This window comes from Flavobacterium sp. 28YEA47A, from assembly GCF_041262125.1.
In the GTDB taxonomy this organism is placed as follows: Bacteria; Bacteroidota; Bacteroidia; order Flavobacteriales; family Flavobacteriaceae; genus Flavobacterium.
Map to the genome: position 1 here is coordinate 1 of NZ_JBGCCI010000010.1, position 14,549 is coordinate 14,549.

Consider the following 14,549-nt stretch of genomic DNA (forward strand, 5'->3'; position numbering starts at 1 on the left):
AACGGGCACCCGCTGCCATCGACCGACTACTGGTTCAAGGTACTCTACAAGGAGAACAGTGCGAGCAAGGAGTTCAAGGCTCACTTCTCGTTAAAGAGATAATGATAATTTTGTTTAGGTTATTTTGATTGAAAAAGGGAGCTACTGTTTTATGGTAAGCTCCCTTTGGATTTTTATAAAAATGATGTAATTATGTAGTCAACTCTGATAAATAGAACTTAAAAAAGAAAATATATAGATTGAACTGTCAGGGTTATATTTTACTTTTTTTAACCCGTCTCAAATCCAACATATTTAGAGGATTTATACCCAGGCCGGTAACGTTTTTTCTTGTAAATCGGGCAACTTTGTCATAAAATAACGGAATAACGGGAGCTTCTTTAATAACCAATGCATCCATTTTCTGATATAATTCAAAACGTTTTGCATTATCTGTCTCTAAGAAAGCCTGTTCGTAGAGTTTGTCAAATTCGTCGTTTTTAAAGTGCGTATAATTAGGCCCGTTAGGAGCAAAATTTTTACTGTAAAATAATGAAAGATAATTTTCAGCATCAGGATAATCTGCAATCCAGCTTGCCCTGAAAAAAGAAACTTTTCCGGTGGCTATTGCCTGTCTTAAAGTTGCAGGAGGATTGACATCTATAGCAACATCAAGACCAATTTTTTTCCATTCCCGCTGTAAATATTCTGAAATATCAAGATAAGTGGCATTGGTGCTCAAGGCAATTTTTGGATTAGAATCGCCAGTAGCTTTTTTATAGGATGCTACCAGTTCTCTTGCTTTTTGGATATCATAATCATATCCTATTTTTGAAGCATCAAAACTTGGAAGTCCGGCAGGAATCATTCCATTTATTGCAGGAGTTCCCATTCCATTTCTGAGATAGGTTACTAATTTTTGCCTGTCAAATCCGTAATTCATTGCCTGACGAATTCTCTTGTCGAGTATGGCTTTGTCTTTTCCATCCATACGAAAACCCAAATATTCTGTATTGAGATAAGGGCCTGTAATCATAGTGACGTCTTTCTTATATTTTTCCTGTAATTGTCCACTTTGTGTCAGGATTTCATCTTTGTAAGACGGATGTAGTCCGGATATAAAGTCAATTTTACCTTGTGCAAACAAAAGAAAGCCACTCTGCTTGTCAGGAAGAAAAGTTACAGCTACGGCTTCCAGATACGGCAGCTGCTGTCCGTTTTTATCTTTTTCAAAATACAACGGGTTTTTTCTCAGCACGAGTTTTACGTTTTCTTCCCATAATTTAAACTGAAAAGGGCCGGTACCTATAGGTCTGGTTCTGAAATCGTAACCAGAAATAGCAAAAGCTTCCTTTGGAACTACCGAAGCATATTTCATAGAAAGCAGCCCTAAAAAAGCAGGAAATGGCTTTTTTAACTGTATTTCAAACACCGAATCATTCCTGGCCTTGAAATTTTCTACGTTCTGCATGATCCACCCACCGGGCGATGCTATTTTTTCGTCCAGAAGTCGGTTAAAGCTGTACTCAAAATCGGGAGCATTTACCGTACGAGTAGAATCTTTACTACTGGCAAACACGCCGTTTTTGTGAAAAAACACATCCTTTCTTAAGTTGAAACTATAGGTTTTCCCATCTTCAGAAATCGTCCAGGATTTAGCCAAGTCAGGCTTAATATTCAGGCTGTCGTCCAATTGTACCAGGCCATTATAAAGCTGGTTGCACATCCATATATTGTCCTGAGATTTTGCAAAAGCAGGGTCAAGAGAGCTAACATTCGCATCCTGATTAAATCGGAAAACTTCATGGTCACGATTTTCTTCCGCTCTTTTTCCGCAGGAATATAAAGTTAACGTTATCCAAAATATTGATATATAGTGTATTGTTGATTTCATTTTGAAAAATATTGTATGTAAATTTGCAGGCTATTTGCAAAATGTAAATATAATTAAAGATACCAATTCCCCAATTTTCGGGAATATTTATAATGACAGAGAACAGAAAAAAAGTTGCTTTTTATACGCTGGGATGTAAGCTGAATTTCTCAGAAACATCTACTATTGCCCGAAACTTTCAGGATGAAGGTTTTGACCGTGTCGAATTTGAAGAAGTTGCCGATATTTATGTTATAAATACGTGCTCCGTAACCGAAAATGCTGACAAACAATTCAAACAGGTTGTAAAAAAAGCAATGAAACTCAATGAAAAGGCATTTGTAGCAGCAGTGGGTTGTTATGCACAATTGAAGCCAGAAGAATTGGCAGCAGTTGATGGTGTGGATTTGGTTTTGGGTGCTACAGAAAAGTTCAAGATTACAGATTATATAAACGATTTGTCGAAAAATGATTTCGGCGAAGTACACTCTTGTGAAATTGGCGAAGCTGATTTTTATGTGGGCAGTTATTCTATTGGAGACAGAACAAGAGCGTTTTTGAAAGTTCAGGACGGCTGCGATTATAAATGCACCTACTGCACGATTCCTTTAGCAAGAGGAATTTCCAGAAGCGATACTATGGAGAATGTCCTAAAGAACGCCAAAGAAATTTCACAGCAAAATATTAAGGAAATCGTTCTTACCGGTGTCAACATTGGTGATTATGGAAAAGGAGAATTCGGAAATAAAAAACACGAACATACTTTTTACGAATTGGTTCAGGAATTGGACAAAGTAGAAGGAATTGAACGTTTGAGAATTTCTTCAATAGAGCCGAATTTACTTCGTAATGAAACCATAGAATTCGTTTCAAAATCAAGAACGTTTGTTCCGCATTTTCATATTCCGTTACAATCAGGAAGCAATGATATTCTGAAAAAGATGAAACGCCGCTATCTGAGAGAAGTATATACCGATAGGGTAAATAAAATCCGTGAAGTTATGCCGCATGCCTGTATAGGTGTTGATGTTATCGTAGGATTTCCTGGTGAAACCGATGAGCATTTCCTGGAAACTTATCATTTCCTAAATGATTTGGATATTTCCTACCTGCATGTTTTTACCTATTCCGAAAGAGATAATACAGAAGCGGCAGCAATGCCAAACCCTGTTCCGGCAAACGTGCGAGCCAAAAGGAGCAAAATGCTGAGAGGATTGTCCGTCAAAAAGAGAAGAGCCTTTTATGAAGGCCAGTTAGGAACCAACAGAACAGTCTTGTTTGAAGGAGAAAACAAGGAAGGCTATATTCATGGTTTTACGGAGAACTATGTAAAGGTAAAAACGCCTTGGAATCCGGAATTGGTGAATACGCTGCACGATATCAATCTGACAAAAATAGATGAAGACGGATTGGTAAGGATGGAATTTTTAAACGTTGAAGTCTAATCAAGATTTGGGCTTCAATACTTATAATGGAATCGAATTTTAGTAATTCTAAAAACGGATTCCCCATATTTTTCTATAAACTCAAAAGAATTTCTGCCAGTTTGTTTAAAACTTACAATCAGAGCTGCGGAAATTTCAAAATACATCTTTTCACCTTCCATCATCATTCGGTCGCCGGTTTTTCGATAGCCTGAACGGATAAGCGTAAATTCTGATAAATTCCAGGTAGTAGAATGGTGGTCAAAACTATCGTGGAGGCTATACAGTCCTTCCGTGATTTCGGTTTTGCACCCATAATATTTCTCGATGTTTTCGAAGAAGCTAAGAATTTTAAGATTTTCTTCTGTCATTCGATAAAAATAATTGATTGCCGGAAACTTTACAACAAAAATATATTCGATATGTTTTGCGGCTCTGCGTCTTTGCGAGCAGTTTTTCACGCAAAGACGCAGAGCCGCAAAGAGAGAATCATTGAAACTTAAAATTTTTCATGCCTTCCTTCATTTGGAATAGACATAAATTAGGTATAATTATTCTAATCTGTGGCTAATATAACATAGCTGGACTAGCCAGATTAAATGCGGATTCCAGGAGGAAGTAATTCTTTGTAAGCAGGATTTTTTCTGAAAAAAGCTGCGATTTTTGGATGAATCGGAACCACTTTTAATTTACGCTGCTCTGCAATCGACATGATTTCTTTTAGAAAATCGTTTAAAAAATCGTCATTCTCAAAGGGATCGGGAGTGAGTATTTTTGTCAGGAAAATTTTTTTCTCCTGGAAAGAATATTCAACTGCAATTAGTTTTCCGTCAATATGAGCTTCAAACTGTCTTGAAAAAGTATTGTCTTTAATTTCCATAATTCAAATAAAGATATTGTAGTGGTATCGATGCTTTAAACGGCATGAGTTTTGATTTTAAAAAAACATCGGCGTTTCATAACTTATCGATTATTTAAAATGTTGAGAAGAGGTGTTTGGTATAAAAACCATAATTTTATACAAATTTCGTAATAAAAACCTTTTGTTGCTGTTATGATACCGTTAAAACAATTATGATGGAGAAAGTTCCAGTGTATTTTATGCCCGGCATGGCGGCAAGCTCAACAATTTTTGAAAGGATCCGTCTTCCGGAAGACCAGTTTGAAATCCATCTTTTAGAATGGACACTTCCGCTTGAAGGAGAGGGTCTTAGGCAGTATGCAGAACGGATAGCGAAAGAAATCAAACATAAAAATCCGGTACTAATAGGCGTGTCTTTTGGAGGAGTTTTGGTTCAGGAAATGGCCAGGTTTGTACATCCGAGAAAAGTCATTATTATTTCAAGTGTCAAAAGCAATGCCGAATTTCCACGAAGGATGAAGGTTGCAAAATCGATTAAGGCCTACAAGTTTTTCCCGACCGGACTGATGCAGAATGTCGAAACCTTTGCCAAATTTTCTTTTGGAAACGATAAGATGAATAAAAAGCTAAAGCTTTATGAAAAATTTCTTTCCATGAGAGACAAAAAATATCTGGACTGGGCTTTAGAGCAGATTATTCTGTGGGATAGGACTGAGCCGGATGGGCAAGTGGTTCATATTCATGGTGATGAAGACGAAGTTTTTCCGTCTAAATACATCAAGGATTTTATTCCTGTGAAAGGTGGAACGCATATTATGATTATTACTAAGTTCAAATGGCTGAATGAGCACCTTCCTAAAATTATATCAGGAGTATAAAAATTAAAAAAATGTTTGTAGGTTTACAAAAACACAAAGAATAAAGACTATGAAATTGATGAAAAAGACTGGCTTGATAGCCTCGGTTGTTTTGGTAAGCGGGATTTTAATCCATGCGGTTTCCAATGAAAAGATAGAAGATAAGGCTCCGGTAACAAAAGGATATTTTTTTCCTGCGGAAATTGATTTTGCCGGTGAAAAAACACCACTTAATATTATTGATGTAAAAGAACGTTTGGATAGAGAGTTGTTAGTAAATGCAAATCTGGATGCTTCCACGCTTTTGATTATAAAAAGAGCCAACCGCTTTTTTCCGGTTATAGAACCTATTTTGAAAAAGAATGGTGTTCCGGATGATTTCAAATATTTGGCTGTGGCTGAAAGCGCATTAATGAATGCTACTTCTTCTGCTGGAGCCAAAGGCTTCTGGCAATTTATGGCTGACACGGCAAAAGAAAGAGGTATGGAGGTAAATGATGTTGTCGATGAAAGATACCATTTAGAAAAATCAACAGAAGCAGCCTGTAAATATTTACTGGATGCCTATAAAAAATTTGGCAGCTGGACTTTGGCAGCAGCTTCCTATAATGGAGGTTTTGGTGGCGTAAATAAGCAGATTACGATACAGGGAGTTACAGATTACTATGATTTGCTTCTGACAGATGAGACAGCTCGTTATGTTTTCAGGATTCTGGCCTTAAAGCAGATTATGAAAAATCCGGTACAATACGGATTTGATATAGCACCGGCAGAATTGTATCAGACTATTCCAACCCGAAAGCTGGAGATTGACAGTTCGATAACTGATTTGGCTTCTTTCGCAAAATCACAGGGCATCAATTATAAGATTTTGAAAATCCATAACCCGTGGCTTCGTGACAGGAAATTGACAAATCCTACCAAAAAGAAATATGTAATAGAAATTCCTACAACAGGATATTAAATAAAACCCATAAAAAAAGCCATACACTCAGTATGGCTTTTTTTATGAATATGATTTTTTAGATTTTCTTCATCTGTTCCTTCATCATCTTAATCTGATCCTTAAGCATATTCTGCTTGTCTAATTTTTTGACTTCGTTCAATAAGTTCGTCGCCTCAATTTTTCGTCTTCTGGACATGGCAACACCGGCAAGATTTAATTTAGCAACGGCAAGATCCATATCCATTGATAATCCTAACTCTACCGCTTTTTTGAAATGTTTCTCAGCCTGCATCAGGTTAGTTTGCGAAAGCATCAGTCCGTGAAGGTAGTTATAATATCCTTGTTGTTTTCTGACTAAGGCAGTTTCAGGGTTCTTGATATAGGCTAACCATTTTTGCGCTCCTGCAAAATCCTGTTTTCTCAATTTCAGGAAAGCCAGTAAGATAAATTCATTTTTAAAATAAAGTAATATAAAGACTAATGAAAACAGAATAAGAAAGATCCCGTTTCCAATGTTGTTTTCTGTAAATTGCCAAATTCCGGTAGCGATAATTAGTCCGGCTAAGATGAGTTTAATATTTCTATGGAACATAATTTTGTATATTTGAGTCGCAAAGGTAATAAAATCAATTAAAAATATTTTTATAAAACTACTTGCCAGAAAAAAAAGACTTTGTATATTTGCACTCGGTTTTGGAACAGCTATTGATTTCGAACCTATAAAAAGATATTTAATTAAGATTTTTAAAGATATAAAGCAATGAGCAAAAGAACGTTTCAACCATCGAAAAGAAAAAGAAGAAATAAGCACGGTTTTATGGATAGAATGGCTACTGCCAATGGAAGAAAAGTGCTTGCTCGTAGAAGAGCTAAAGGAAGACATAAATTGACTGTTTCTTCTGAACCAAGACACAAAAAATAATGTTTGAATAAACATCGATAAAGGCGTTACTTGTTTTAGTACCGCCTTTTTTTATACCTTGTCGCTAAATTAAATAGGTCAGGGCTCGCCCTGGCAGGATTAACTACAACAACACACAACACATGCCAAAAGACAATTCAATCAAATCAGTTTTGATCATCGGTTCAGGTCCAATCGTTATAGGACAGGCCTGCGAGTTTGATTATGCTGGTTCGCAATCCGCGCGATCAATCAGAGAAGAAGGAATTGAAGTCATCCTGATCAATTCCAATCCAGCCACAATCATGACAGACCCGTCAATGGCCGACCACGTTTATTTAAAGCCACTGACTACCAAGTCTATTATCGAAATCCTTAAAGAACATCCGCAGATTGATGCTGTTTTGCCTACAATGGGTGGACAGACAGCTTTGAATTTATGTCTTGAAGCTGATGAAAAAGGAATCTGGGCAGATTTTGGTGTCAAATTGATTGGAGTGGATATCAATGCAATCAATATTACTGAAGATCGTGAACAGTTCAAACAATTGCTTGAAAAAATTGAAATTCCTGCAGCACCTGCAAAAACAGCAACATCTTTCTTGCAAGGAAAAGAAATCGCTCAGGAATTTGGCTTTCCGCTGGTAATACGCCCGTCGTTTACTTTAGGAGGGACCGGAGCAGCTTTCGTACATAAAAAAGAAGATTTTGATGACCTGCTTACTAAAGGATTAGAAGCGTCTCCTATACACGAAGTACTTATTGATAAAGCCTTATTTGGCTGGAAAGAATATGAATTAGAACTTTTAAGAGATAAAAATGATAATGTCGTAATCATCTGTTCTATTGAAAACATGGACCCAATGGGAATCCATACAGGCGATTCTATTACGGTAGCTCCGGCTATGACATTGTCTGACGCGACTTTCCAAAAGATGCGTGACATGGCTATCAAAATGATGCGAAGCATTGGGAATTTTGCAGGTGGATGTAATGTCCAGTTTGCTGTTTCTCCTGATGAAAAAGAAGATATTGTAGCCATCGAAATCAATCCACGTGTTTCCCGTTCTTCGGCCTTGGCATCAAAAGCAACAGGTTACCCAATTGCTAAGATTGCTTCAAAACTGGCTTTGGGATATCACTTAGACGAACTTCAAAATCAAATCACAAAGTCGACTTCAGCTTTATTCGAACCTACTTTGGATTATGTAATCGTAAAAATACCACGTTGGAACTTTGATAAATTTGAAGGAGCAGACAGAACGTTGGGACTTCAGATGAAATCAGTAGGAGAGGTGATGGGTATTGGCCGTTCTTTTCAGGAAGCGCTGCATAAGGCTACACAATCTTTGGAAATCAAAAGAAATGGTTTGGGAGCTGACGGAAAAGGCTATACCAACTATGAGCAGATTATCGAGAAGCTGACTTTTGCAAGCTGGGATCGTGTTTTTGTGATTTATGATGCTATACAGATGGGAATTCCATTGAGCAGAATTCATGAAATTACGAGAATCGATATGTGGTTCCTGAAACAATACGAAGAATTATATACGTTGGAAAAAGAAATTTCCAACTTTAAAATAGACACGCTTCCAAAAGAATTATTATTAGAAGCCAAACAAAAAGGTTTTGCCGACAGACAGATTGCTCACATGATGGGTTGTCTTGAAAGTCAGGTACACAAGCTGCGTGAGGACATGAATATCAATCGCGTATACAAGCTGGTTGATACCTGTGCTGCCGAGTTTACTGCAAAAACACCTTATTACTATTCGACATTTGAAGCAGAAATCGAAACAGCTGACGGCAAGCGATATGTGCATAACGAAAGTACGGTAACTGACAGAAAGAAAATTGTTGTGCTTGGATCGGGCCCGAACCGTATCGGACAGGGAATTGAGTTTGATTACTCCTGCGTACATGGAGTTTTGGCAGCTAAAGAATGTGGCTACGAAACCATAATGATTAATTGCAACCCTGAAACGGTTTCTACTGATTTTGATACGGCAGATAAATTATACTTCGAGCCTGTTTTCTGGGAACATATCTACGATATTATCCAGCATGAAAAACCGGAAGGCGTAATTGTTCAGTTAGGCGGCCAGACTGCATTAAAACTGGCAGAAAAACTTTCTAAATATGGAATCAAAATTATAGGAACAAGTTTTGATGCGCTGGATTTGGCTGAAGACAGAGGGCGTTTCTCAGAACTCTTGACAGAATTGAAGATTCCGTTCCCTCAATTTGGTATTGCAGAAACGGCTGATGAAGCTTCGGCTTTGGCAGATAAACTGGATTTCCCTTTGTTGGTTAGACCATCGTATGTGCTTGGCGGACAAGGAATGAAAATCGTTATCAATAAAAAAGAACTGGAAGAACATGTAATTGATTTGTTACGTAGTATTCCTGGAAATAAACTGTTACTAGATCACTATTTAGATGGTGCGATTGAGGCAGAAGCCGATGCAATTTGCGATGGTGAAAATGTCTACATCATTGGAATCATGGAGCACATAGAGCCTTGCGGAGTACACTCGGGAGATTCTAATGCTACTTTACCACCATTCAATTTGGGTGAGTTCGTGATGCAGCAGATTAAAGACCATACGAAGAAAATCGCTCTGGCCTTAAAGACGGTAGGTTTGATTAATATCCAGTTTGCTATTAAAGATGATATGGTTTATATCATCGAAGCCAACCCGAGAGCATCCAGAACGGTTCCGTTTATAGCAAAAGCCTATGGTGAGCCTTATGTGAATTATGCGACTAAAGTAATGTTGGGACATAATAAAGTAACTGACTTTGACTTTAATCCTCATCTGAAAGGTTATGCCATAAAACAGCCGGTTTTCTCATTCAGCAAATTTGCAGGAGTTAACAAGGCACTTGGCCCGGAAATGAAATCTACAGGAGAAAGTATTTTGTTTATTGATGATCTGAAAGACGATCAGTTCTATGAATTGTATTCCAGAAGGAAGATGTATTTGAGCAAATAATAAGCTCAATTTTAATAAAAATAAAAAGCCCCAAACGGGGCTTTTTTTATTGCTTATTTTAAATTAATAATGATTTATTGTTCAATAATTAACTAAAATATTGAGTAATGATATAAATTTTAAATAAATTTACAAATGCCTTGAATATTATTTTTAATGAACGACCTATGAAAAAAACTACTTTTCTTCTTTTTCTTTTCTTTTTATCCGCAACGGTCTTTTCCCAAAAAGATATTTTTAATGTAGCCCGAACCGGAACAGTCGATGAAGCAAAAACACTGATGAAACACAGCCCGGATTGCATTAATAATTTATCTCCTGAAGGTTATTCTCCGCTCATTTTGGCCTGTTATAGAGGAAATGTTGAGGTAGCCGATTTTTTGATACAGCATGTAAAAGATATCAATATGGTGAGTGGTATGGGTACAGCTTTGATGGCAGCTACCGTAAAAGGAAATGTAAGAATAGTAAAAAAGCTGCTTGAAAAAAAGGCAGACCCTAATATTCCGGATTCAAATGGAACCACCGCCTTGATATATGCTTCTATTTTTAAAAACTATGAAATTGCAGATTTTCTCATGAAGGCGAAAGCTGATCCGAATGCAAAAGACAATCGGGGAAATTCTGCTATTGATTATGCCATATTATCCAATGACGATAAGTTGATACAAATTCTAAAAACAAATTGATATGAGAAAAACTACTTTAGCTTTTTTTGCAATACTACTTTCGGGTTTTGCTTCGACTGCCCAAACCTATAGTACGGGAACAGTGACTTTGACAACTGGATTTACCGCTAAGATAGATGTAACCAGCAGTCTGGTTACGCTCACTTTTGTTGGTCCGTCAACAGATTGGCTGGGCTTGTCTTTTAATTCAACATCTATGAATGACAATGGAAGCGATGTGGTAATTTTTGACGGGACTAATATGACAGATCGGACATTTGCTGGAATAGGTGTGACGCCGCCTTTGGATGCCAGCCAAAATTGGACAGTAACCTCTAATACGATCAATGCTGGCGTAAGAACCGTGACGGCAACACGTGCACGCGATACGGGAGATTCCAATGATTATACTTTTAGCGCTTCGGCTCAGGCGCTCAATCTGGCATGGGCACATAGACCTGGAAGTTTGGCTATGGGTTATCATGGATCTGGGAATAGTGGGGCTACTGCCGCTAATTTTACACTCGGAACCGAAAGTTTTACTGCGGAATCGTTTAAGTTATATCCTAATCCTGCTAAAGGTTTTACAACGGTAGAGCTTCCTGATTTTGTGTCAGAAGGTGAAATTAAAATATATGACAATTTAGGTAAGGTAATTAAGGTACAGGCTGTTTCAGAATCGCAGGCTACCATTAGCACTTCTGGTTTGGCTACAGGCTCTTATATGGTAGTTGTCAGGACAAATTATGGAAACGCGACAAAAACGTTGATAGTTGAATAATCGTAAAAGAACCAATAAAAAAATCCCGAACATTGTTCGGGATTTTTTTATTGGTTAAAGTGTGTTTTATTTTTTGATGAACTTTTGAGAGAATTTTTCACCCTTGCTGTTCTGTAAAACCATCATGTAGTTTCCTGCTGATAAAGACTGGATATCAATAGTGCTATCTTTGATTTTTACATCGGAAACCATTCTTCCGTTATAGTCATAGATCTTCGCATTAGTAATCTCATATTTCATTTCATTAAGCTGAATTCGGATTTGATTAGATGCCGGATTAGGATAAATTATAAACATGGTGCTGTTTGCTTCAGATATACCTAAAGTAGAACCTTCAGTAACAAGCAGTCTGGAATTTTTAGATGGATTTGGAATTATGTCTACTAATCCTGAAGGCCATTTGATAATTACTTTTTCAATTACTGTCGCTGTTCCTATTCCAAAATGTGTATTTAAAGTATTGGCAAATTCAAAACCTTCACCACTTCTAACATCTCTGATTTGTTTGCCCCAGGTTCCGTAAAGCTCGACTCTTGCTCCAATACCATTACTGTTGCTTTGAATGCCTTTAAGATTAATTGTAATCCAGTTGTTATCATTTCCGGTATTCAGATAGATGGTGTTCCCGTTCTGAACATCAAGGAAGCCATCATTATTTAAATCTCCGATAGGGCCATTAGGAGGAGCTCCACCAGATTTTGTGAAGGTCCAGTCGCCGTTATTAATCATTATGATACCACCCGGACCATAAACATCAATAAACCCATCGTTGTTGAAGTCACGCGCAATATACTCTCTACCCATATTATTGTAGGTGTCAAATCCTGACCCGGCAGTTACATTGGTAAACGTACCATCTTTATTATTACGCATCAGTTTCTGTGCTGTCCCATTTGCGTTTGAGCCAATTAAAACATCCATATAACCGTCATTGTCAAAATCACCAAAAGCACTTGACCATGATTGATCCGGATCAGCCAATCCGGCTTGTGCGGCTACATTGGTAAAGGTTCCGTCTCCGTTATTTCTGTGTAATTCATCAGTACTTGCTGCAGGGTTACCTCCTCTACATTTTGCAATAAAAAGATCCTGGTCGCCATCATTGTCATAATCAACAAAGATAGAGCCATAATTTCCTCCATTTGGATAATCACCCATACCTCCTTGATGGAAGACAAGGTTTCCGTTTCCGTCATTAATGTAATAAACATTAGGATTTACGTCATGGCAGACAAAAGCATCAAGATGTCCATCGTTATTGATGTCTACAAAATTGGAACGCTGGCTGAATATAGATTGAGGACCTGATATTGCGGTATATGCTGTTCCGTTACTATTGGCTTTCAGGAAAGTTACGCCATTTCCAGCTCCAAATAATAAGTCATTATAGCCATTTTTGTCAAAATCACCTGCAGTAACGCTCCATGAAGGTAAAAAACTAATTGATGTAGTAGGTACGGTGGTTGAAGTAAATCCGCCAGCGCTATTTTGATAATGGATATTAAGATTATTGCCATTGATACCGACAATGTCATCCAGATAATCGCCGTTCATATCTACAACACAGTTTTTATAGGAACCTGAAATATTGAGGGTTTGCGTTGTAAACCTAACAATTTGTCCTGGAACTTCTGGCTGTTCCGGAGTATAAGATCCTTCAGCAAGAACAAAATCAAAGCCGTTGTTTTCCCATCTGTTATCAAAAACAATATAGTAAGTAGTTCCTGCAATGGCGTTAAAAGTATACTTAGACAAATATCCATTTCCTAAATCTCCGCTATCATCATCCCCGCCAGCACAAGTCAGGGCGCCACACGTACCTCTGTAAAGTTGAAATCGGGTATCTCTACCAATGTTAAGAATAAGGTCGGTTGTTATAGTTGCAGAAATATTTGCAGTTGGTGTGTATTTGTACCATTTAGCATTTGATGCTGTACCGCTTCCAGCGCAAATAGCACTTGTGTTGGCTGCTCCATTGATTATGTCAATAGTGTATCTTCCTGGTGTAATAGTCAGGGCAGATTGACAATTATCTTGTGCCTGTGCAAAAAATGCGGAAAAGGCTAAGATAATTAGGGGTAATTTTTTTTTCATATTGCTGTTTGTTTATTAGTTACATCTTGTTTCTAAAGAACCTATCCACTGGTTTATCATTTCGACAGCTTCCTCATGGACAATGGTTCTTCCTAGTAAGGGCATTCGTGTTGATTCGTTTACAGATTCAATTCGGAAAGATAGTACTGATCTTCTAGGGCTTCCCGGTGCTACAATGTGAGAAAACCCGCTACCTACATTATCTACAGGAATCATGCAGACACCCATGTTGGCAATGTCAGAAGTTTCATTGAAAGCAAAACGCATGTCACGATAAGAACAGTGGCTGCCTTCCTGATGGCAGTGAGCGCAATTAATGTCAATGTAGGATCGTACTCTTTTTTCCAAAGGCTGAGACGTATCATTCCATCGTACAGTCGATACAATTTCTCTTGGGTAGTTATTATCCAGATAGCCTACTTCAGCCCATTTTTCCAATTGATTTTTACTGCCCGAACCATAATTTATTGCAAAGTTCAGGTTTTGAGGTTTTGGCCCGATAGGCAAAGCTTTGTCGACTGATTTATGGCAGGTTAAACATTCGCCACCAGCAGATGACGGAATGCGATAGTTCGCGGTCTTTATGGTTGTGCCTTCCCTCCATGTGATTTCAGTGAAACTACCGTTTGTATCAAGCGTGGCTTCTGTCTGTTCTGCATTCCATACATAGTTTGCAAAAATCCAACCTTCTTCTTTTCGAATCATGAGCCGTGTTTCGATAATTCGGGTAGTATTATTAGGTTGTACATTGTCATAGTAAAAAGTCTTGATTAGTACAGTGCCTACAGGAAAAACCAATGTTTTTCCATCACCGTCATAGACAGCTTTTTTGTTTTTAGGCATCCACACAAATCTCTTTTTGTGAGCATAATCTGTGAAAAGCTGGCTGGCTGGCTCGTAAGGTAATACGTCAAGCGATGGAACCTGATTTTTCATCGTTCCCTCAAAAAACTTGTAATCAGATAACTTTGCATAAGGGACGGATGCAAGGTCAACTACAACCGGAGAAGTCGGTTCAGGGATAGGCACATAATCATTGTCAGAACCGCATGAAATAAAGGCAAAGAAAAGCAGGAATAATAAAGATTTCTTTAAAAAATAGTTTTGTTTCATAGATTTGCTATCAAAAAATTAGGAAATAATATGGCAAATATATAATAAAACTATA

The 14,549-nt window shown here is 37.7% G+C and carries 13 protein-coding genes; 7 read left to right on the forward strand and 6 right to left on the reverse strand.

Translation table 11 applies throughout. From position 1 onward, the window contains the following. Window positions 1-253: 253 nt before the first annotated feature. Window positions 254-1,873 (reverse strand): ABC transporter substrate-binding protein, encoded by a 1,620-nt coding sequence (locus ABH942_RS14210; RefSeq protein WP_370033082.1) that lies wholly within the window; start codon window positions 1,871-1,873, stop codon window positions 254-256. Between the two features lie 92 nt (window positions 1,874-1,965). On the opposite strand from ABH942_RS14210, the gene mtaB reads away from it, so the two are divergent. Further along, entirely contained in the window at window positions 1,966-3,297 is a 1,332-nt protein-coding gene (gene mtaB / locus ABH942_RS14215) for a tRNA (N(6)-L-threonylcarbamoyladenosine(37)-C(2))-methylthiotransferase MtaB (protein ID WP_370033084.1), read from the forward strand. A gap of 14 nt (window positions 3,298-3,311) precedes the next feature. Here the strand turns inward: mtaB and ABH942_RS14220 are convergent, their stop codons facing one another. Next, window positions 3,312-3,647, reverse strand: a complete 336-nt coding sequence (locus ABH942_RS14220; protein ID WP_370033086.1) for a hypothetical protein — start codon at window positions 3,645-3,647, stop codon at window positions 3,312-3,314. A 224-nt stretch (window positions 3,648-3,871) separates the two neighbouring features. Continuing rightward, window positions 3,872-4,156: a GNAT family N-acetyltransferase gene (locus ABH942_RS14225; RefSeq protein WP_370033087.1), complete on the reverse strand. Its 285-nt coding sequence runs from the start codon at window positions 4,154-4,156 to the stop codon at window positions 3,872-3,874. 197 nt (window positions 4,157-4,353) lie between these two features. Here ABH942_RS14225 and ABH942_RS14230 point away from each other — a divergent pair, with 197 nt between their 5' ends. Both ABH942_RS14230 and ABH942_RS14235 read left to right on the forward strand, forming a co-directional pair. Beyond that, complete coding sequence (locus tag ABH942_RS14230; protein ID WP_370033089.1) at window positions 4,354-5,016, forward strand: alpha/beta fold hydrolase; 663 nt, start codon at window positions 4,354-4,356, stop codon at window positions 5,014-5,016. A gap of 49 nt (window positions 5,017-5,065) precedes the next feature. Further along, window positions 5,066-5,959 carry a lytic transglycosylase domain-containing protein gene (locus ABH942_RS14235; protein ID WP_370033091.1) on the forward strand — a complete coding sequence of 298 codons (894 nt, stop codon included), beginning with the start codon at window positions 5,066-5,068 and terminating at the stop codon, window positions 5,957-5,959. Between the two features lie 58 nt (window positions 5,960-6,017). Here ABH942_RS14235 and ABH942_RS14240 read toward each other — a convergent pair whose 3' ends face one another. Further along, a complete protein-coding gene (locus ABH942_RS14240; protein WP_370033092.1) occupies window positions 6,018-6,533 on the reverse strand; it encodes a DUF2892 domain-containing protein in 516 nt (171 codons plus the stop codon). A 168-nt stretch (window positions 6,534-6,701) separates the two neighbouring features. On the opposite strand from ABH942_RS14240, the gene rpmH reads away from it, so the two are divergent. The 4 genes from rpmH (at window position 6,702) to ABH942_RS14260 (ending at window position 11,287) form a co-directional block, all read left to right on the forward strand. Next, entirely contained in the window at window positions 6,702-6,863 is a 162-nt protein-coding gene (rpmH, locus tag ABH942_RS14245; RefSeq protein ID WP_091142558.1) for a 50S ribosomal protein L34, read from the forward strand. A 122-nt stretch (window positions 6,864-6,985) separates the two neighbouring features. Then, on the forward strand, window positions 6,986-9,838 hold the full coding sequence (gene carB, locus ABH942_RS14250; RefSeq protein ID WP_370033094.1) for a carbamoyl-phosphate synthase large subunit: 2,853 nt from the start codon (window positions 6,986-6,988) through the stop codon (window positions 9,836-9,838). A 167-nt stretch (window positions 9,839-10,005) separates the two neighbouring features. After that, window positions 10,006-10,527 carry an ankyrin repeat domain-containing protein gene (locus ABH942_RS14255; protein ID WP_370033096.1) on the forward strand — a complete coding sequence of 174 codons (522 nt, stop codon included), beginning with the start codon at window positions 10,006-10,008 and terminating at the stop codon, window positions 10,525-10,527. A 1-nt stretch (window position 10,528) separates the two neighbouring features. Beyond that, window positions 10,529-11,287, forward strand: coding sequence for a T9SS type A sorting domain-containing protein (locus ABH942_RS14260; protein WP_370033098.1), 759 nt, complete (start codon window positions 10,529-10,531; stop codon window positions 11,285-11,287). A gap of 66 nt (window positions 11,288-11,353) precedes the next feature. Here ABH942_RS14260 and ABH942_RS14265 read toward each other — a convergent pair whose 3' ends face one another. After that, on the reverse strand, window positions 11,354-13,381 hold the full coding sequence (locus ABH942_RS14265) for an FG-GAP-like repeat-containing protein (protein ID WP_370033100.1): 2,028 nt from the start codon (window positions 13,379-13,381) through the stop codon (window positions 11,354-11,356). A 15-nt stretch (window positions 13,382-13,396) separates the two neighbouring features. Continuing rightward, complete coding sequence (locus tag ABH942_RS14270; RefSeq protein ID WP_370033102.1) at window positions 13,397-14,494, reverse strand: hypothetical protein; 1,098 nt, start codon at window positions 14,492-14,494, stop codon at window positions 13,397-13,399. Window positions 14,495-14,549 lie beyond the last annotated feature (55 nt).

Bases quoted from the DNA above. Each gene is read 5' to 3' on its own strand.
- ABH942_RS14210 (WP_370033082.1), bottom strand. From the start codon at position 1,873: ATGAAATCAACAATACACTATATATCAATATTTTGGATAACGTTAACT.
- mtaB (WP_370033084.1), top strand. From the start codon at position 1,966: ATGACAGAGAACAGAAAAAAAGTTGCTTTTTATACGCTGGGATGTAAG.
- ABH942_RS14220 (WP_370033086.1), bottom strand. From the start codon at position 3,647: ATGACAGAAGAAAATCTTAAAATTCTTAGCTTCTTCGAAAACATCGAG.
- ABH942_RS14225 (WP_370033087.1), bottom strand. From the start codon at position 4,156: ATGGAAATTAAAGACAATACTTTTTCAAGACAGTTTGAAGCTCATATT.
- ABH942_RS14230 (WP_370033089.1), top strand. From the start codon at position 4,354: ATGGAGAAAGTTCCAGTGTATTTTATGCCCGGCATGGCGGCAAGCTCA.
- ABH942_RS14235 (WP_370033091.1), top strand. From the start codon at position 5,066: ATGAAATTGATGAAAAAGACTGGCTTGATAGCCTCGGTTGTTTTGGTA.
- ABH942_RS14240 (WP_370033092.1), bottom strand. From the start codon at position 6,533: ATGTTCCATAGAAATATTAAACTCATCTTAGCCGGACTAATTATCGCT.
- rpmH (WP_091142558.1), top strand. From the start codon at position 6,702: ATGAGCAAAAGAACGTTTCAACCATCGAAAAGAAAAAGAAGAAATAAG.
- carB (WP_370033094.1), top strand. From the start codon at position 6,986: ATGCCAAAAGACAATTCAATCAAATCAGTTTTGATCATCGGTTCAGGT.
- ABH942_RS14255 (WP_370033096.1), top strand. From the start codon at position 10,006: ATGAAAAAAACTACTTTTCTTCTTTTTCTTTTCTTTTTATCCGCAACG.
- ABH942_RS14260 (WP_370033098.1), top strand. From the start codon at position 10,529: ATGAGAAAAACTACTTTAGCTTTTTTTGCAATACTACTTTCGGGTTTT.
- ABH942_RS14265 (WP_370033100.1), bottom strand. From the start codon at position 13,381: ATGAAAAAAAAATTACCCCTAATTATCTTAGCCTTTTCCGCATTTTTT.
- ABH942_RS14270 (WP_370033102.1), bottom strand. From the start codon at position 14,494: ATGAAACAAAACTATTTTTTAAAGAAATCTTTATTATTCCTGCTTTTC.